This window comes from Bradyrhizobium sp. AZCC 1578 (assembly GCF_036924675.1).
Classification (GTDB): domain Bacteria; phylum Pseudomonadota; class Alphaproteobacteria; order Rhizobiales; family Xanthobacteraceae; genus Bradyrhizobium.
Genome location: NZ_JAZHRZ010000001.1, coordinates 5,039,380 through 5,056,003 on the forward strand (window position 1 = coordinate 5,039,380; position 16,624 = coordinate 5,056,003).

Sequence of the window (16,624 nt, forward strand, 5' to 3'; positions counted from 1 at the left end):
GCGTACTGGATGCCCCGCCGGAGCCTGTCATCGGGCGCGCATTCGCGCGACCCGGTGGCGGGGCATGACAGCGGAGCGCGCGGGTGCGCGGTTCACACCCCTCACTTCTTGCCGAACGTCGTCAGTTGCGCGCCATCGTCGGCAACGAAAACCGCGAGCAGCCTTGCAGGCTCCGTTGTGCTCGCGTTCTCGCTGACGAGGTGCTCGCTGCCGGGTGGCTCAAAGAAGCTTTCGCCCGCCTTGTAGACGCGGGCCGGGCCGGTCGCCGAATTTTCTGACCGGATGCTGCCCGACAGCACATAGGCGAATACGCTGCCGGCGTGATGATGGCTGGCCGACTTGCCGCCCGGCTCGTAGTTGACCACGACGGCCGTCAGGCTCTTGCCGGGCACGTTGGGAAGTTTCTCTGAACGAACCGGCGTTACCTTGTCGCCTTCGGCATGGGCTGCGGGTATGCCGACGATTGCCAGCGCAACCACGGCCGCTGCCGCGACATGATGCATCGTCAATTTCATATTGACCTCCTCGCTTTACGCCACTGCCGCCTTTGTCTTGACCGGGTGCACCGCGCGAAAAGCGATCGCCAGCCGGTTCCAAGCATTGATAGCCCCGATCAGCATGGTCAGATTGACCGTCTCCGCTTCCGAGAAGTGGGCGCGCACGTCTTCGTAGAGATCGTCAGGGGCATGCGTTTCAGCAATCAGCGTCAGCGCGTCGGTCCAGGCCAACGCCGCGCGTTCACGGTCGGTGTAGAGCGGCGACTCGTGCCATGCACTCAACAGATACAGCCGTTGCTCGGTCTCGCCGAGCTTGCGGGCGTCCTGGGTGTGCATGTTGATGCAGTACGCGCAGCCGTTGATCTGCGAGGCGCGCGTCTTCACCAGTTCGATCAGCGACTTTTCGAGACCTGAAGCGGCGATCTGGGCCTCCAGCGCGACAAGCGCTTTGATGGTCTCAGGCGCGGCCTGGTAGTAATTCATCCGGGGCTTCATGCGCTTCTCCTTCTCTGCGACGCTTTCAATTTGAGCGGTTGTTTCAGTGTACGCTGACCGCCTGTCTTCATTTCTGAGGACGTTAGACCTTCTCCTTCACAAACCTGTTCCGCAACGTTCCGATGCCGGTGATGTCGATCTCGACGACATCGCCGGCCTTCAAATCAGGCGAGGCGCCGTCGGTGCCCATCCAGATCACGTCGCCCGGCGACAGCGTGAAATATTTGGAGAGTTCGACGAGGAACGGCACGATGCCGAAGATCATGTCGTTGGTGCGGAAGCGGCCGGTTTCAAGGCCGTTGACCCGGATCACCGTTTCCATCCTGTCGAGGTCGGGGTCGGTCTCGATCCACGGGCCCATCGGCTTGAAGGTGTCGGCGTTCTTGGAGCGCCACAGGCTGCGGTCGGCCTTCTGCCAGGTGCGCTCGCTGACGTCGTTGCCGATCGTGTAGCCGAACACGCAATCCATCGCGTTGGCCTCGGTGAGGTGTTTTGCCTTCTTGCCGATGACGACCACCAACTCGCCCTCGTAATGAATCTTCTCGGTCGCGCTCGCCGGGATCACCACATCCTCATTATGGGCGATCAGCGCGTTCTGCGCGCGATAGCCGATCTCGGGCCGGTCGGGTACGTTCGGCGCCGTGCCGGCCTTGTCGGCGGCTTCCTTGAGGTATTTGAGATAATTCAGCCCGACGCAATAGAAGGTGCGCGGGATCAGCGGCAGCTCGATCTTGACGTCCTTCAGCGCATGCGACTGCGTTCCGCGCTGCCATTCGCCGAACGGATCGCCATCGACGGCGATCACGCGCTCGCCCTCGACAATGCCCCAGGATGTCTTGCCGGCGGCGGTGAATTTGAGCCAACGCATAATGTGTCCTCTTGTTATTCGGCGGCGGCCTGCGGCCGGGTTTTCCAGGCGCCGGCGGCAGGCCGCTTCAAGCCGAGATTGTCGCGCAGGGTCTTGCCGGCATAGTCCTTGTGAAACAGGCCGCGGCGCTGCAATTCCGGCACCACATGCTTGACGAAGTCGGCGTAGGAGCCTGGCACGATAGTGGCCGCGATGACAAAGCCGTCGCAGCCGCGCTCGACGAACATCTCTTCGAGTTTGTCCGCGATCTCCTTCGGGCCGCCGACGATCGCGTCCTGCACCTGGCCGCGGCCGGAGAAGGTGACGAAGTCGCGCGCGCTGGGATTGCTCCTGCCTGATGCCTTCAGCACGCCGTCGCGAATGCCGAGGATGCCCTGCATGCTCTTGAGCTCTTCCGTGGTCAGCGGCGCATCGAGCGGCTTGGCGGCGAAGTCGAAGTTCAGCGCTTCCGCCAGCAGCGACAGTGCATCGATTTCCAGCGGCAGCTTGTTGATGACGGCCATCTTGTCCTCAGCCTCGGCCTTGGTCGCGCCGCAGACGGGGGTGGTGAGGTTGCAGAGAAACATCTGGTCGGGATCGCGGCCAGATTTCGCCGCTTCGTTGCGGACGGCCGCATAGCCTTCCTTGGCGGCGGCCACGTTGCGCGCGGCGGTGAAGATCACTTCGCCCCATCGCCCGGCAAAGCGCTGGCCGCGACCGGACGCGCCGGCCTGGATGATGACGGGATGGCCCTGCTCCGAGCGGGGCACGGTGAACGGCCCGCGCGACTTGAAGAATTGTCCCTTGTGGTCGAGCCGCTTCACCTTGGCCGGATCGGCGAAGCGGCCGCTCTTCTTGTCCATGATCAAGGAGCCGTCTTCCCAAGTGTCCCAATGGCCGAGCACGACTTCCATGAACTCGTCGGCACGATCGTAGCGGAAATCATGTTCGAGATGGGCGTCCTTGCCCATGTTGTGGGCCTCGCCGTCATTGAGCGAGGTAACGACGTTCCAGCCCGCGCGTCCCCCCGACATCAGGTCGAGGGTAGCGAAGCGGCGGGCGACGTCGAACGGCTCGTAATAGGTGGTCGAGCAGGTCGACCCCAGGCCGAGCTTCGTCGTGACCATGCCCATCGTGGTCAGCACGATCAGCGGGTCCATCTTCACGCAGCGGATGCCGTATTCGACGGTGTGGGCATGATCGTTGCCGTAGCGGTCGGGCATCGCCAGGCGGTCGTCGAAGAATGCCATGTGAAATTTGCCGGCTTCGAGGATCCGGGCGATCTCCTGGTAGTAGTCGGCCGACATCGAATCGTCGCGCGATTCCGGGTGCCGCCATGAACTCGGCAGGTTGGTGCAGTTCTGCGCCTGCAAAAATCCCACCAGCGCCATTTGCCGTGTCATGCCGTTCTCCTTGTGCGGACTGGTTTGGATTTCATTTCAGGTCGAGCTTAGCGATGAGCTTGTAGTCGGTAGCGAGTGCCTTCAATTTTTCCCAGGTGGCGTCCTCGACCTCGATACCGTCGCGCCTGCGCTGCTGCTCGCGGATATGTTCGATCTCGCCGGGATAGAACACGCCGGGCGAGCCTTCCGACGGCGGCGTCGATTTGAGATAACGCGCGAACTCGCCGACCTCCTTCTCGAAATCCTTCAGGGGACGGAAGGCCGCAACGTTAAACACCGCCATGAAACATCCGTCGTTGTGCCGGCCGGTCGGCTCGACGCCAAAACCGAGGCCGGTGAGCAGGCCACAGAGCACTTCCACCATCGCCGCCAGCCCACTTCCCTTGTAGCCTTCGCTGCCGCCGAGCGGCAGCAGCGCGCCGCCCTTGCGATACTGGGTGGGGTCGGTGGTGTGCCGTCCGTCGGCGTCGATGATCCAGCCTTGCGGAATCCGTTCGCCGCGCGCGACCGACAGTGCGATCTTGCCGGCCGCCACCGCCGAGGTGGCCATGTCAAGATAGAACGGCGCCTCAAGATCCGACGGCACCGCAATCGAGATCGGGTTGGTGCCGAGCCTTGCCTCGCGGCCGCCGAACGGCGCGACATGTTTCGGCGAGCGGCCGGAATCCGCGGCGGCAATCCCGATCATGCCGGCCCGCATCGCCATCAGCGGGTAGGCGGCGAGACGCCCGACGTGGCTTTGCCGGAACACCGTGCAGGCGGCGACATTGGCGGTCTTCGCCTTCTCGATCGTCAGGGCCATCGCCTTGGCGTTGACATGAAAGCCGAACCCCCAATGGCCGTCGATCACGGTCGTGGTCGGCGATTCCTGGACGATCGTCCATTTGGCGCCGGGCACGATATGGCCGGCCTTGATGCGGTCGATGTAGGTCGGGATCGCGATCACCCCGTGCGAGTCGTGGCCGGCGAGATTGGCGTTGACGCAGCCGACAGCGACCGCACTGGCTTCCTCTTCAGTTGCACCGGCAGCCCTAAGCAGAGCCGCGCCGATTCGCGTGAGACGGTCGGCCTGGACCATCGGCATGGGAGTTTCCTCACCTTGAGCGCCCGCGCGAACCGCGGGTCGTGCTTGGTACCGGCATGCTCTCAAAGCGCCCGCGCCAGGGCAAGCGTGGAAATATCCTGTTAGCCATGCCGTCAGCACGGCCCTCACGTATCTGGATTTTCATCCTGCAAAATTCGAAAATTGCTTGCAGCCGGTCCCGCATCCCGGCCGGCGCGCGCCAGCGGTATGGCTGACAAATCGTGAATGGGCCGTAGTTCTCCGGAGCAGCGTCGTTCGCCGTTGGTCTGACATTTACTCTGAATCGCAACTCGCGGCCGCCAATAACGAGCATTTAGGCCTGTTGCACGCATAAAATCCGCAAGGGGCAGCCCGGCGCTGCCGGCAGGGAGCTTGGGGACGGTGACGACCGACATCGCGCGAACACTCGCGGCGTTGAATGCGACCAACGAAGCGATTCTGTACGCCAAATCGCCCGAAGAACTATATGCGAAGGTCTGCGAAGCCGCGTTCTCGGTCGGCGACTTCCTGGCGGTCTCGGTCTTCCTGCTGGAGAGGGAAACCAATCTCCTGCGCTTCGCCGCCGGCTGCGGCGATGACGTGCCCCGCCTTCGCAGCATCGACATTTCGATCGTGGCTGGTACGCCCGAGGGTAACGGGGTTGCCGGGCCCGCCTTCCGCGACCGGCGCGCATGCGTCAGCAATGATTTCCTGAACGACCAGCGTTCTCTGGCCTGGCGCGAGGGCGCCAAGGCCAACCAGGTGGGTGCGGCGGCGGCGCTGCCGCTGATCTGCAATGGCCAGAGCGTCGGCGTGTTGCTGGTCTCGCGGCGCGAGGCGCACTCGATCGACGCGCAGCTCGTATCGATGCTGGAGCGCGTCTCGGCAAACATTTCGTTTGCGCTCGATAATTTCGACCACGAGGCCGCACGAAAGAACGGCGAGCGTGCGATGCGGCGGTTGAACCGGATGTTCGGCGCCATCAGCGCGACCAACGAAGCCATTCTTCGCGCCAAGACCGAACAAGATCTCTATCAGCGTGTTTGCGACGCCGCGGTATACAGCGGCAAATCCGCGGCCACAGTGGTCCTGCTCGCAGAGCCGGACTCGATCTGGCTGAAGCCGGCCGCCGGGACGGGCGCAATCGTCGAACAGATCATGCGAGCGCCGTTCTCGATCGACGCGGGCAACCCGTACGGAACGGGCGTCTGCGGCAAGGCATTCCGGACACAGCAGCCGGCCGTCAACAACGACATCCTCAATTCGACACAGGGGCAGCCTTGGCATCAGGCCACCCGCGAGACGGGCGTTATCGCCTGCGTCGCCGCTCCCTTGATTAAGGCGGATGAGAGTATCGGCGTGCTGCTGTTCTTCGTCGGAAAGCTGTGGGCGGAGGATGAAGAGATCGTCGCGCTGATGGCGCGGATTGCGGAAAACGTCTCCTTCGCGCTGGAAAACTTCGAGCGCGCCAGCGAGAAGGCGCGGGCCGACGCCCAGAAGCAACGTCTGGCGCGCATGCTGGCGGCGCTCAGCGCCACCAACGAAGCGATCGTCCGCGCGACGTCGCGGGCCGAGCTGTTCGAACTGGTGTGCGAAGCTGCCGCAAACGGCGGACGGTTCAACTCGACCAGTATCCTGTTGGCCCGCCCCGACAGCCACGATATCGATCTGGTCGCCGTTGCAGGGCCGACGGCAGACAACATGCGGCGGGTCAAGGTCTCGACCAACGCGGATCTGCCTGAAGGGCGCGGTCTCTGCGGCAATGCGTTCCGCTCCAGGCGAGCTTGCATCGCAAACGACTTTCGGACCGATCCGCGAGGATCGGCATTTCGTCAGTTCATTCACAGCGACGGTGCTATGTCTGGCGCCGCATTTCCGCTGCTCGTTTCCGGTCAGCCCGTCGGCGTGATGTTCTTCATCTCGTCCGAGAAAGACACGTTTACGCCCGAATTTGCCGAACTGCTGCAGCGGCTCACGGAGAATGTGTCGTTCGCGCTGGAAAATTTCGACCGTGCGGACGAGAAGGCGAGGACCGAAAGTCAGAAAGAGCGCCTGACGCGGATGTTCGCTGCTTTGAGCAGGACCAACGAAGCCATCATGCGGGCCAAGTCCCGCACGGAGCTCTTTGATCTCGTGTGCGAAGCTGCAGCAAATGGCGGCAGGTTCACGTCGGCCACCATTGCGCTGGCAACTCCGGGCAGCGACCTTCTCAGGATCGTGGCCGCCTCCGGCCCGGCAGCCGAGACGACGCGCCATGTCAGGTTGTCGACCGATGAAAGCCGTCCCGAGGGACGTGGGCTCAGCGGAACGGCGTTCCGAACCAGGCGTCCATGCATCACCAATGATTATGTTGGCGACCAGCGCGTTGCCGCCTTCCAGGCCGTCGTAGGTAGCTATGGCGCTCAGTCGGGCGCCGCCTTTCCCCTCCTGGTGCATGACGAGCCAGTTGGCGTCATGATTTACATGTCTCTGGATAAGGACACTTTCACTCCCGAATTTTCGGAACTGCTGCAGCGATTGGCCGACAACGTATCTTTCGCTTTGGAGAATTTCGACCGCGCCGACGACAAGGCGAGGACCGAAATCCAGAAGGAGCGCCTGACGCGGATGCTGGCGGCGCTGAGCGCGACCAATGAGGCGATCATCCGCGCGACGTCGCGGGCGGAACTGTTCGACCTGGTGTGCGAGGCCGCGGCTGACGGCGGCAAGTTTACCCTGACTTCCATCGTGTTGACGAAACCCGACAGCGACTATCTCGACGTTGTCGCTGCCGCCGGTCCGACTGCCCTCAGCGCACGTCTGGCAAAGATATCGGCCAGTGAGGCACACCCGGAGGGACGTGGGCTGTGCGGCCAGGCGATCCGTTCGCAGCGCGCCTGCATCATCAACGATTACCTCGCTGATCCCAATACCGAGGCGTTTCATCACCTAGCGCGTCTTGATGGTACGAATTCCGGCGCTTCATTCCCCCTGCTGGTGCATGGGAAAGCCGTCGGCGTGATGTCGTTCATGTCGCTCGAGAAGGATACGTTCACGCCCGAATTTGCCGAGTTGTTGCAACGGCTCGTCGACAACGTGTCCTTTGCGCTGGAGAATTTCGACCGCGCGGATGAAAAGACCCGCGCGGACGAGCGGATCGAGTACCTGGCGTCGCACGACAGCCTGACCAACCTGCCGAACCGGGAAATGTTCAACGGTATGCTTCGCCGCGCGATCGACGCCGCCGCGCGCTACCAGCGGCAGTTTGCGCTGCTGTTTATCGACCTCGACAGGTTCAAGATCATCAACGATTCGCTGGGGCATGACGCCGGCGACATGTTGCTGGTGGAAATCGGCGACAGGCTACGCCGCGCGCTGCGCTCGAGCGACGTCGTGGCGCGGCTCGGCGGCGACGAGTTCGTGGTCATTCTGGAGGAGGCGGCCGAGCGTCACGAGGTGGAGCGCATAGCCGGCGAGCTTCTCTCCGTACTGGGCCAGCCGCTGCAGCTCAGCGGTCACGAATGCCACACCACCGCCTCGATCGGAATTGCGATGTATCCGTCGGATGGTACCGACATGCAGACGCTGACCAAGAACGCCGACATGGCGATGTATCTCGCCAAGGAGGACGGCAAGAACGGCTTCCGCTTCTTTACCAAGGAGATCAAGACGCAGTCGATCGAGCGGCTGACGCTGGAGAGCGCGCTTCGCCGCGCGCTGGAGCGCGACCAGTTCTCGCTGCATTATCAGCCGAAGATCGACATGGCGAGCGGCCAGATCACCGGCATCGAGGCGCTGCTGCGCTGGGTACACCCTGAACTCGGCACCGTCTCCCCGGGACAATTCATCCCGCTCGCCGAAGAAACCGGCCTGATCGTTCCGATCGGCTGCTGGGTGCTCAAGGAAGCCTGCGCGCAGAACATGGCCTGGCAGCGCCGTGGCCTGCGGCCGGTGACAATGGCGGTCAACCTGTCGCCGCGACAATTCGCCGATCCGCATCTGCTGCACGATGTCGACGAGGCGCTGTTGGCAAGCGGCATGTCGCCGGTGCTGCTGCAGCTTGAAGTCACCGAAAGCATGGTGATGCGGAATGTCTCGCGCGCGATCAAGGTGCTCGACGCGATCCAGAGCCGCGGCATTCGCCTTGCGATCGACGATTTCGGAACCGGCTATTCGTCGATGTCGCTAATGAAACAGTTCCCGATCGATACCATCAAGATCGATCGCTCTTTCATTCGCGACCTGCCTGTCGATTCCGAAGACCAGGCGATTGCGCAGGCGATCATCAGCATGGGCAACGCGCTTGGCATGACCGTCATTGCGGAGGGTGTCGAGACTGTCGAGCAGGAGGTGTTTCTGCGCGATCACGCCTGCGACGAGATGCAGGGCTTTCTGTTCTCGAAACCGCTGCCTGCAAAGCAGATGGCTGATTTGCTTCGGGCCGAACCGCGGCTCGCCTCGCCGCCGCTGCAGCCGGAAGCCGGGTCAGGGTTGGAACGCACCGTCGTCTGACGGCTGCGGGTGCAGTTCACGCGCGAGCTTTGCGTCGCAAGCGTCAGCCTTGCGAGGAAAGTCGTCCGGCCAGGGCAGGGTCGTCTGTCCCGCAATGGCTTTGAGAAAGAGTTTGGCCGCGGCGGCATATGTCGCCTGGTTGGGCAAGCCAAGCTCGGCACACCATTCCGCCGACAGGGATTGCGGCGCGCCGCGCAACTCCATCGCCGGTCCCCACCACCATGCCGGGGCGGGCGATCGTTCGGTTTCGGGAACAGCCCGCCAGCGTGCATACTCGCCAATCAAGCGTTCGAACTGCAATCGCGCCGCCGGATGCATCTCATCTCCTGTCATCCGATGATATCCATATCCGCACGCGGCGCAATGCGTGTCAGCCGGTCACTGCCGGCCGTGCTGCCAGTGCGCGGTCACATCCGCGCCCGATTTATTGAGATGCACGTGCTGATCGACATGATCGACCCATGACATCGGAATGAAGTGGTGATGCTCGCCATCAGGCGAGCTCTGCTTGGTCAGCTTGATCTTGTCGATTCCTTCCAGATGATCGACTTTTCCGACCGTCTTCTTGTCCGACGAGATGACGTCCATGTGTTCCTTGATCTGCGCGGTAACAGCCATGTTCTACATCCCTAAAGCTGGTTGAGAACATAAAAACGCGCCGCATCAAAAATAGTTGCCCGCGGGAATTGACCGGCGAGGCCCGGGGTCACTTCTCTTCTGCCGCCGTCGAGGTCGCCGGACCTTCGCCCATGATCAGCAGCACAGCATCTTCATCCTTGGCGCCGTCCCAATGCACCTGCTTGCCGAAATGCGTGACGAAACTGCCGGCCGGCATCGGCGTCGTGTTGGCCGGATCGAATTTCGGCCCCGTGCCGACCCACCACGTGCCCTGCAGCACGACGATGTAGCGATCGTTGGGATGGAAGTGCGGACGGCTGAAATGATTGCCCTTGGTCCACTTGTTGTAGACCATGTAGAAGCCGGGTTTTGCGGGATCGCCGACCACGACGGCACTTTGCGCGCCGGCCGCATTGACCGGGCCCCAGGGAATCTGGTCCGGCAGTTTGTAAGCGACCGCGGCCGGATTGAGTTCCGCCGCAGCGGTCATGCCCGTCATTGCAATGAACGCCGGCAGTATCACGAGGCATCGCCAAGATCCGCTTGTCAGCTTCATGGATTCCTCCGATCGGCTCGTGAGCCGAGGCTCATGTCTGTGGGTCCATCCACGCTAGCCGCTCCCGTTCTCGTGGGACAAGGTGGGCACATGCATGCGTGACCGGCTGCGATACGCACGATGCGTATAACGCACCTGCAGCATGAAAAACGGATTTCCGCCCGGCGTTGTGATGCTAGGTTGCCGGCCCAACCAAGAGCAGCATGGGAGGGCTATGTTCATGAAGCGTTTGTCGAGACTTGCGGCCGGCCTGTTGATGGGTGCGGCCGCCGTTCAATTTTCCAGCGTCGCGTCCGGCCAGAGCGATGGCTGGGTGACGCTTGTCGACGGCACCAAGATGGGCGACTGGACCGAGGTCGGCAAAGCCAACTGGGCGATGAAGGACGGCGCGCTGGTCGCAGACAAGATCACTGAAGGCAAGGATCCCTCGTATCTCGTCAGCAAGGCCTCCTACAAGGATTTCGAGATGAAGGTCGAGTTCTGGGCCGACGATGACGCCAACAGCGGAATTTTCATTCGCTGCGACCAGTCGACCAAAATCGATGCCAAGACTTGCTATGAGGTCAACATCTTCGACAAGCGGCCCGATCCGACCTACGGCACCGGCGCGATTGTCGATGTGGCCAAGGTCGACCCGATGCCGAAGGCGGGCGGCAAATGGAACACCTACGAAATCACGGCCAAGGGCTCGCAACTCGTCGTCGTGCTGAACGGACAGAAGACCGTTGATGTTCAGGACTCAAAACACGCCAGCGGCCCGTTCGCGCTGCAGTACGGCTCTGGGCGTGATCAAATTCCGCAAGGTGCAGATCAAACCGCTGTAAAGTCGTTGGGGCTTGTGCCGCTCTTTGGGCTCCCTCTCCCGCGTGCGGGGCAGGCATAGGCGGCCTCCGGCCGCCGTTCTTCAAGATGACGCTGATGCGGAGCATCAGCTTCGGGTGGGGGTGTCGCCGCACCGGGATTGTCGACATTGAAGCGGAAGTCGATCCGCCTCAATCCCGACCAGGCGCACCTGTCTTCAGCGGGTACATCAAGGCGCCATTCGGCCTCGAATGGCACCGAGAGTTTGCGCATCTGAACGGCAAGCGCATGAGCTATCCCGAATGGGGCGGGCGCAATTTCGGCGACAATCCGTTCTTCACTCAGCAGATGCATCATTGGTTCATGAAGAACGAAGACAGGATTGCCTACGCTGCTTATTTCGACGTCAACGGTGCTTGGCCCACCCAGATCGACAACGGCCAGTTTCCGAACTCGCAAAGACTGTTCCGAAAACTGTTCAGCCGCTGATCCGCACTCAGCGTTCGTTCAGTGCGGATTAACTCCATCCATTAACCGTCGCCGGAATTCAGTCCGTCACGTTTCGCTGCCGGATCGGTTCTTGCACCACCGTGCGCGTTACGTCCGCAAGGACAGGATAATCCCCAAGCGAGCGGCTTTATCGAGACGGAAATGTCCCGGAATTAATCCGGCAATCCCGTTTCGGGACGATGAGACATATTCGTGAACGACCAGACTTTCATGGCAGAGAGCTCGATCGGCGATATCAGGATGGAGCGGCCTGATCCGGCGGTCAGGGCTCTGCGTGCGCTGGTGGCGGCTTCACCGGCGCTCGATCCAGGAATCGAAACGGTGGTGTGCATCCCCTGTTTTCGCCGTCCCGAATACCTGCGCCGGACGCTGCAGTCGCTTGCCGTTCAGCGCACCAGCCGCCGCTTCGCCATCGTGATGGTGGAGAACGATGCGTCGAGGAGCGAGAGCGTGCCGGTTGCCGCCGAATACCTCGCGTCGGGGAAATTCTCGGGGCTCTGCGTGATCGAGCCGCGGCAGGGGAACTGCTATGCCATCAATGCCGCCTTCGAGACGGCGCTGCAGATGTTCCCGCTGGCCACCAGCTTCCTGATGATCGACGATGACGAAATCGCTTCGCTGGATTGGCTGGAGCAGATGGTAGGGACCGCGGGGGCGACCGGCGCCGACATCGTCGGCGGTCCGGTACTTCCTGAATTCGATGACGAACGGAAGCGTGGGCTGTGGCGCCATCCCGCGTTTGCACCGGCCTACGACGCCTCAGGTCCGGTGCCGGTAATCTATCGCTGCGGCAATTGCCTGATCCGGCGCGCGGTGTTTGATCGGTTGGGCATGCCGGCGTTCGACCTCCGTTTCAATTTTCTCGGTGGCGGAGACACCGATTTCTTCTACCGCTGTAGAAGGCTTGGCCTGCGGTTTCATTGGGCGGCCGAAGCCGCGATCAGCGAGACCGTGCCGCAAAGCCGGACCAGCCTCAAATGGCTGGCAATACGGAGCCTGCGGATCGGCGCGATCAATTATCACGTCCAGCGCAAGGCGACGCTAACGTTCTGGTTACGGACGAAGCTGACCGCCAAACTGCTGGCCGCCCTGCCGCTTTCGCTCGGCTACGCCGTGCACGCAGTCTTCACCGAGCGTGAGTGGACCATTGCCATGCATCCCATCACGGTGGCGATCGGCAGCGTGCTGGCCGCGTTCGGCCTCGAGCCGCAGCCCTACAAGGCATCGAAGATCGTCTCATGAGACAGCTCATCGGCGCATCCGAAATCCGCGACGTCCCCACTGTCGCGCGATAAGAGCTGACACATTGTTGCCGCACGGGAACTGCCGTGCAAATCTGCAACACGTGCCAGGATTATGCAGCCGTTCATCGTGTGTTCGCGAGAGTTGATGATCCGTTTAGCCGCACGCGCGTATGCTGCGCTTCGGGTGATGGGCTACTCGTGAATTGCTGCCGTGGGGAGAGCCAACATGCCAGCCTATATTCATCATGATGGCATTGAGCCAGGTTTCGTCCTTTGTCCGAGCTGTGTCGGACTTCCGATGTATGTGCGCGACGTCGAACCGCATTGGAGCCAAGCCAAAATTGACTTCACCTATGAATGCGCCGATTGCGGCGCCGAAGTTCGCCAGACCATTATGAAGCCGCAACTGCGGCATTAGTGGCAGTGCGTAGGGGGCAAAGTTTCGTAGGGTGGGCAAAGCGAAGCGTGCCCACCACTCTCGATCTCCGCATGTGTGATGGTGGGCACGCGGAGCCTGTCATCACTCCGCGAGCGGCCTTGCGCTCGTCGCCGGGCGCGCGTTCGCGCGACCCGTTGGTTTTGCCCACCTTACACAGCAGCTTCAAACCTGCCTCACCACCCCGGGCTGCCCGGAATCGCATTCCAACGCGTCGCGATCCCAATTTGCCGCGATTGCCACGGCCTCATAGGTGCTGTGCAGGAAATCGAGCAGCGCCTTGTCGGGATCGGCAGCCGTCCGGACAGCGTCGTATGGTAGAATGAATTCGCCGAGCGCTTCGCTGAAGAACGCCGCATCCGGTTGCACCTTCGCCGCGCGAAAACCCGGCGGCTCGGGATAGGCATAGGAATAGAAGGCGGGATAATCGATAGCGCCACCGCCCGGCCAGAACCCGGCGCTGCTGACTTCGTGTGAATAGGCTTCATGTGCAACCGCGTCGGGCAAATGCGGCACGCCGCCGGGATGGCGTGGCGCGCGGCGTCCCGAGAAGCGCGTCACCGCGAGATCGAAACTGCCCCAGAAGAAATGCACCGGGCTGGCCTTGCCGAGGAAGCCGGTTCGGAATTGCTTGAAGATGCGGTCGCAGTTGATGAGAATTTGCAGGAAGCATCCGACGGCATCTGGATCGTAGGCGGCGTGCACGGTGTCCTCGGAGAATTTTATCGGATCGGGCAGTTCGTTCGGCATCTCGTCGATGGCAACGGCAATGCCGAGCTCGGCAAGCGCTGCCATCGTGGCAGCATAGAAGCTGGCGACCGAATGTCCTGCTAGCACAAATTGCTCTAGCGAGCCGTCGCTGGTCGAGATGCGCAGCGTGTGGTCAATGAAATCGAAGTCGATCTGGAACGTTCGTGCGCCGTCGGGCACTGGCGATGTCGTCAATCCGCGCGACGTGACATAAAGCGCCACGTGCCAGGAATGATTGAGCCATGGCGATTTAGCGAGGCGGATCTTGCCGACGATCTGGGTCCAAAGATGGAGCGTCGCATAGGTGTCACGCCACGCCGCGGTCGGCAATTCCGGCCACCGGACTTGCGAATTATTGCTCATGCTAGAACCTTTGCGTGCAGACCGGGAGGTCGAAGGCCTATCACGAATTCATAAGGCGTTTGGAAACTATGCCTCACGATTTCGTGCATTCCGGGCAGCGCCGCGCGCTGCGCTCTCGAAGGACTAGATTGGGCGGCATTCGTAAGAGAGAACGCCGCCCATCGTTGCATCAGCCATGCAGCTTGTTCGCGGTCTCCGCGATTACGCGCCCCTGATAGCGCGCAGCGGCGAGTTCGTTTTCGCTCGGCTGGCGGCTGCCGTCGCCGCCGGTGATCGTGGTGGCGCCATAGGGCGCGCCGCCGGTGATTTCGTCGAGCTTCATCTGGCCGGCAAAGCCGTAGTTCAGGCCGACGACCGTCATGCCGAAGTGCAAGAGATTGGTGATAATCGAAAACAGCGTGGTTTCCTGCCCGCCATGCTGGGTCGCCGTTGCGGTAAAGGCTCCGCCGACCTTGCCGTGCAGCGCGCCCTTGGCCCAGAGGCCACCGGCCTGGTCGAGGAAGTTCGCCATCTGCGACGTCATTCGGCCGAAGCGCGTGCCGGTGCCGATGACGATCGCGTCGTAATTGGCGAGGTCCTCGATTTTTGCGATCGGCGCGGCTTGATCGAGCTTGTAATGCGAGGCCTTGGCGACCGCTTCAGGCACGAGCTCCGGCACGCGCTTGATGTCGACGGTGGCGCCGGCCTTTCGCGCACCTTCGGCTACGGCACTCGCCATCGCCTCGATGTGACCGTAAGCGGAATAATAGAGCACGAGTACTTTCGCCATGGTGGTTGTCCTTTGGTTTTGATGTGAGTTGTTCTTGGGGCTGTCATTGCCGCGCTTGACCCGGCAATCCACCAATCTTCGGAAAGACTCTTCCGAAGCGGGATGGATGCCCGGGTCATCTAGCGCGAAGACGCGCTTCGCGCTTTTGCCCGGGCATGACAAGCGGTGAATGGCCTAAGCCGCGTCGACCAGCACCAGTTCGGAATCTTCCAGCGCGGTAATCGTCAGCTTCGCCTCGTCGCGGATCGCAGCGCCGTCGCGGGCATTGACGCGCACGCCGTTGACTTCGACGCTGCCGGCCGCCGGCACGAGATAGAGGTGACGCGCCTTCGCCGCCTCGTACGCCGCGCTCTCGCCCGCCTTCAGCGTGGTGGCGAGCACCCGCGCATCGGCGCGGATCGGCAGCGCATCCTTGTCGCCGGCAATGCCGCTGGCGATGGTGACGAGCTTGCCGGAGCGATCCGACTTCGGAAACGGTTTGGCGCCCCAGGTCGGCTGGCCACCCCTCGTCGTCGGCTCGATCCAGATCTGGAAGATCTTGGTCTTGCTCGGCTCCAGATTGTACTCGGAGTGACGAATGCCGCTTCCGGCGCTCATCACCTGCACGTCGCCGGCTTCAGTCCGGCCCTTGTTGCCGAGCGAGTCCTGGTGCGTGATCGCGCCTTCGCGGACATAGGTGATGATTTCCATGTTGGCGTGGGGATGGGCGGGAAAACCGGTGTTCGGCGCGATCTCGTCATCGTTCCACACCCGCAACGCGCCGTGGCCCATATTGTCGGGATCGTAATGGCTGCCAAACGAGAAGTGGTGTTTTGCCTTCAGCCAGCCGTGATCGGCGCTGCCGAGTTTTGCAAATGGTCTGAGTTCGATCATGGGATATTCCTTCGTTGAAAGTTCTTGAATGAAGTGGCCGGGCGGCTTGCGCCCGGCCGCGCTGGATTTGAGTTACGCGCCGAAGCCGCCATCGACATTGAGCACTGTGCCCGTCACGAACGACGCTTCGGGACTCGCGAGAAAGACCACGCCGGCTGCGATCTCTTCCGGCTTGCCGAAGCGCTGCAGCGCGTGCTGCTTGCGCTGGAGGTCGGCGATCTCGCGGTCGTCATCCGGGTTCATGTCGGTGTTGATCGAGCCCGGCTGCAGCACATTCACGGTGATGCCGCGGGGACCGAGGTCGCGCGCCGCGCCCTTGGTGTAGCCGACAACGGCAGCCTTGGTGGCGGCGTAATCGGCAAGGCCGGGGAATGAGGCGCGGGTCGCGATATCGGAGCCGATCGTGACGATGCGTCCGCCTTCACCCATCAGCTTCGCCGCCGCGCGGATCGCGGTGATGACACCATCGACGTTCACGGCACTCTGCTGGGCCAATGCTGCAGTGTCGGCATTGGGATCATCGACCGCGCCGCCGACGGCAACGCCGGCGTTGTTGACGAGGATGTCGAGCCGGCCGAAATCCTTCGCGACCTTCTTCACCAGTTGGTCGACCTCGGCGGAGGATGCCTGATCGGCCTTGTAAGCGCGGGCGTTGACGCCCTTGACCTTCAACTCGGCGACAACCGCTTCCGCCTTGTCGGGGGAGGCGACATAACTGATCGCGACGTTGGCGCCTTCTGCCGCAAGCGCACGGGCAGACGCTGCGCCGATGCCGCGCGAACCGCCGGTGACGAGGGCTACCTTGCCTGAGAGCTTCTTGGTCATTGGATTTCTCCGTTGCTCGAATTCCGATGGCCACTGGATATGCCTCCCGCCGTGGTATAGAAATAGAAACTATTGAAACTCAT

Annotated in this window: 16 protein-coding genes and 1 pseudogene; 5 read left to right on the forward strand and 12 right to left on the reverse strand. The window is 62.2% G+C overall.

Annotation, left to right across the window (positions count from 1 at the left end; translation table 11 throughout):
* Window positions 1-101: 101 nt before the first annotated feature.
* The 5 genes from V1290_RS24105 to V1290_RS24125 form a co-directional block, all read right to left on the reverse strand.
* Window positions 102-509: a cupin domain-containing protein gene (locus tag V1290_RS24105; RefSeq protein WP_442894137.1), complete on the reverse strand. Its 408-nt coding sequence runs from the start codon at window positions 507-509 to the stop codon at window positions 102-104.
* Between the two features lie 21 nt (window positions 510-530).
* The gene (locus V1290_RS24110) at window positions 531-992 is read right to left on the reverse strand and encodes a carboxymuconolactone decarboxylase family protein (protein WP_334366680.1); all 462 of its coding nucleotides are present in this window, start codon (window positions 990-992) and stop codon (window positions 531-533) included.
* An 82-nt stretch (window positions 993-1,074) separates the two neighbouring features.
* The gene (locus V1290_RS24115) at window positions 1,075-1,860 is read right to left on the reverse strand and encodes a fumarylacetoacetate hydrolase family protein (protein WP_334366681.1); all 786 of its coding nucleotides are present in this window, start codon (window positions 1,858-1,860) and stop codon (window positions 1,075-1,077) included.
* 14 nt (window positions 1,861-1,874) lie between these two features.
* Window positions 1,875-3,242, reverse strand: a complete 1,368-nt coding sequence (locus V1290_RS24120) for an LLM class flavin-dependent oxidoreductase (protein WP_334366682.1) — start codon at window positions 3,240-3,242, stop codon at window positions 1,875-1,877.
* Window positions 3,243-3,273: 31 nt separating this feature from the next.
* Window positions 3,274-4,326 (reverse strand): Ldh family oxidoreductase, encoded by a 1,053-nt coding sequence (locus V1290_RS24125; RefSeq protein WP_334366683.1) that lies wholly within the window; start codon window positions 4,324-4,326, stop codon window positions 3,274-3,276.
* Between the two features lie 381 nt (window positions 4,327-4,707).
* On the opposite strand from V1290_RS24125, the gene V1290_RS24130 reads away from it, so the two are divergent.
* Window positions 4,708-8,796 carry a sensor domain-containing phosphodiesterase gene (locus tag V1290_RS24130; protein WP_334366684.1) on the forward strand — a complete coding sequence of 1,363 codons (4,089 nt, stop codon included), beginning with the start codon at window positions 4,708-4,710 and terminating at the stop codon, window positions 8,794-8,796.
* Here the strand turns inward: V1290_RS24130 and V1290_RS24135 are convergent.
* The 3 genes from V1290_RS24135 to V1290_RS24145 all read right to left on the reverse strand — a co-directional run bounded on the left by V1290_RS24135 (window position 8,770) and on the right by V1290_RS24145 (window position 9,970).
* Window positions 8,770-9,114, reverse strand: a complete 345-nt coding sequence (locus tag V1290_RS24135) for a hypothetical protein (RefSeq protein WP_334366685.1) — start codon at window positions 9,112-9,114, stop codon at window positions 8,770-8,772. The two genes, V1290_RS24130 and V1290_RS24135, sit on opposite strands and share 27 nt — an antisense overlap.
* 60 nt (window positions 9,115-9,174) lie before the next feature.
* The gene (locus tag V1290_RS24140) at window positions 9,175-9,414 is read right to left on the reverse strand and encodes a DUF2171 domain-containing protein (protein WP_334366686.1); all 240 of its coding nucleotides are present in this window, start codon (window positions 9,412-9,414) and stop codon (window positions 9,175-9,177) included.
* 88 nt (window positions 9,415-9,502) lie between these two features.
* Complete coding sequence (locus tag V1290_RS24145; protein ID WP_334366687.1) at window positions 9,503-9,970, reverse strand: cupin domain-containing protein; 468 nt, start codon at window positions 9,968-9,970, stop codon at window positions 9,503-9,505.
* A 220-nt stretch (window positions 9,971-10,190) separates the two neighbouring features.
* On the opposite strand from V1290_RS24145, the pseudogene V1290_RS24150 reads away from it, so the two are divergent.
* From V1290_RS24150 to V1290_RS24165, 4 genes and pseudogenes are all read left to right on the forward strand, one after another.
* Window positions 10,191-10,794: pseudogene (locus V1290_RS24150) on the forward strand (3-keto-disaccharide hydrolase).
* An 85-nt stretch (window positions 10,795-10,879) separates the two neighbouring features.
* Window positions 10,880-11,260 carry a hypothetical protein gene (locus V1290_RS24155; RefSeq protein ID WP_334366688.1) on the forward strand — a complete coding sequence of 127 codons (381 nt, stop codon included), beginning with the start codon at window positions 10,880-10,882 and terminating at the stop codon, window positions 11,258-11,260.
* Window positions 11,261-11,491: 231 nt separating this feature from the next.
* Complete coding sequence (locus V1290_RS24160; protein ID WP_442895072.1) at window positions 11,492-12,523, forward strand: glycosyltransferase family 2 protein; 1,032 nt, start codon at window positions 11,492-11,494, stop codon at window positions 12,521-12,523.
* A gap of 228 nt (window positions 12,524-12,751) precedes the next feature.
* On the forward strand, window positions 12,752-12,943 hold the full coding sequence (locus V1290_RS24165; protein WP_334366689.1) for a hypothetical protein: 192 nt from the start codon (window positions 12,752-12,754) through the stop codon (window positions 12,941-12,943).
* 183 nt (window positions 12,944-13,126) lie between these two features.
* On the opposite strand, the gene V1290_RS24170 is transcribed toward V1290_RS24165, so the two are convergent.
* The 4 genes from V1290_RS24170 to V1290_RS24185 all read right to left on the reverse strand — a co-directional run bounded on the left by V1290_RS24170 (window position 13,127) and on the right by V1290_RS24185 (window position 16,541).
* Window positions 13,127-14,074, reverse strand: a complete 948-nt coding sequence (locus tag V1290_RS24170; protein WP_334366690.1) for a DUF5996 family protein — start codon at window positions 14,072-14,074, stop codon at window positions 13,127-13,129.
* Between the two features lie 169 nt (window positions 14,075-14,243).
* On the reverse strand, window positions 14,244-14,843 hold the full coding sequence (gene wrbA / locus V1290_RS24175) for an NAD(P)H:quinone oxidoreductase (protein ID WP_334366691.1): 600 nt from the start codon (window positions 14,841-14,843) through the stop codon (window positions 14,244-14,246).
* 174 nt (window positions 14,844-15,017) lie between these two features.
* Window positions 15,018-15,716 (reverse strand): pirin family protein, encoded by a 699-nt coding sequence (locus V1290_RS24180; protein WP_065743667.1) that lies wholly within the window; start codon window positions 15,714-15,716, stop codon window positions 15,018-15,020.
* Between the two features lie 72 nt (window positions 15,717-15,788).
* Window positions 15,789-16,541 (reverse strand): SDR family NAD(P)-dependent oxidoreductase, encoded by a 753-nt coding sequence (locus V1290_RS24185; protein ID WP_334366692.1) that lies wholly within the window; start codon window positions 16,539-16,541, stop codon window positions 15,789-15,791.
* Window positions 16,542-16,624 lie beyond the last annotated feature (83 nt).

What these genes read in the sequence shown, in the direction of transcription:
- V1290_RS24160 (WP_442895072.1), top strand. Translation starts at nt 11,492, where the DNA reads ATGGCAGAGAGCTCGATCGGCGATATCAGGATGGAGCGGCCTGATCCG.
- V1290_RS24180 (WP_065743667.1), bottom strand. Translation starts at nt 15,716, where the DNA reads ATGATCGAACTCAGACCATTTGCAAAACTCGGCAGCGCCGATCACGGC.
- wrbA (WP_334366691.1), bottom strand. Translation starts at nt 14,843, where the DNA reads ATGGCGAAAGTACTCGTGCTCTATTATTCCGCTTACGGTCACATCGAG.
- V1290_RS24135 (WP_334366685.1), bottom strand. Translation starts at nt 9,114, where the DNA reads ATGCATCCGGCGGCGCGATTGCAGTTCGAACGCTTGATTGGCGAGTAT.
- V1290_RS24185 (WP_334366692.1), bottom strand. Translation starts at nt 16,541, where the DNA reads ATGACCAAGAAGCTCTCAGGCAAGGTAGCCCTCGTCACCGGCGGTTCG.
- V1290_RS24115 (WP_334366681.1), bottom strand. Translation starts at nt 1,860, where the DNA reads ATGCGTTGGCTCAAATTCACCGCCGCCGGCAAGACATCCTGGGGCATT.
- V1290_RS24120 (WP_334366682.1), bottom strand. Translation starts at nt 3,242, where the DNA reads ATGACACGGCAAATGGCGCTGGTGGGATTTTTGCAGGCGCAGAACTGC.
- V1290_RS24170 (WP_334366690.1), bottom strand. Translation starts at nt 14,074, where the DNA reads ATGAGCAATAATTCGCAAGTCCGGTGGCCGGAATTGCCGACCGCGGCG.
- V1290_RS24165 (WP_334366689.1), top strand. Translation starts at nt 12,752, where the DNA reads ATGCCAGCCTATATTCATCATGATGGCATTGAGCCAGGTTTCGTCCTT.
- V1290_RS24140 (WP_334366686.1), bottom strand. Translation starts at nt 9,414, where the DNA reads ATGGCTGTTACCGCGCAGATCAAGGAACACATGGACGTCATCTCGTCG.
- V1290_RS24155 (WP_334366688.1), top strand. Translation starts at nt 10,880, where the DNA reads ATGACGCTGATGCGGAGCATCAGCTTCGGGTGGGGGTGTCGCCGCACC.
- V1290_RS24110 (WP_334366680.1), bottom strand. Translation starts at nt 992, where the DNA reads ATGAAGCCCCGGATGAATTACTACCAGGCCGCGCCTGAGACCATCAAA.
- V1290_RS24125 (WP_334366683.1), bottom strand. Translation starts at nt 4,326, where the DNA reads ATGCCGATGGTCCAGGCCGACCGTCTCACGCGAATCGGCGCGGCTCTG.
- V1290_RS24145 (WP_334366687.1), bottom strand. Translation starts at nt 9,970, where the DNA reads ATGAAGCTGACAAGCGGATCTTGGCGATGCCTCGTGATACTGCCGGCG.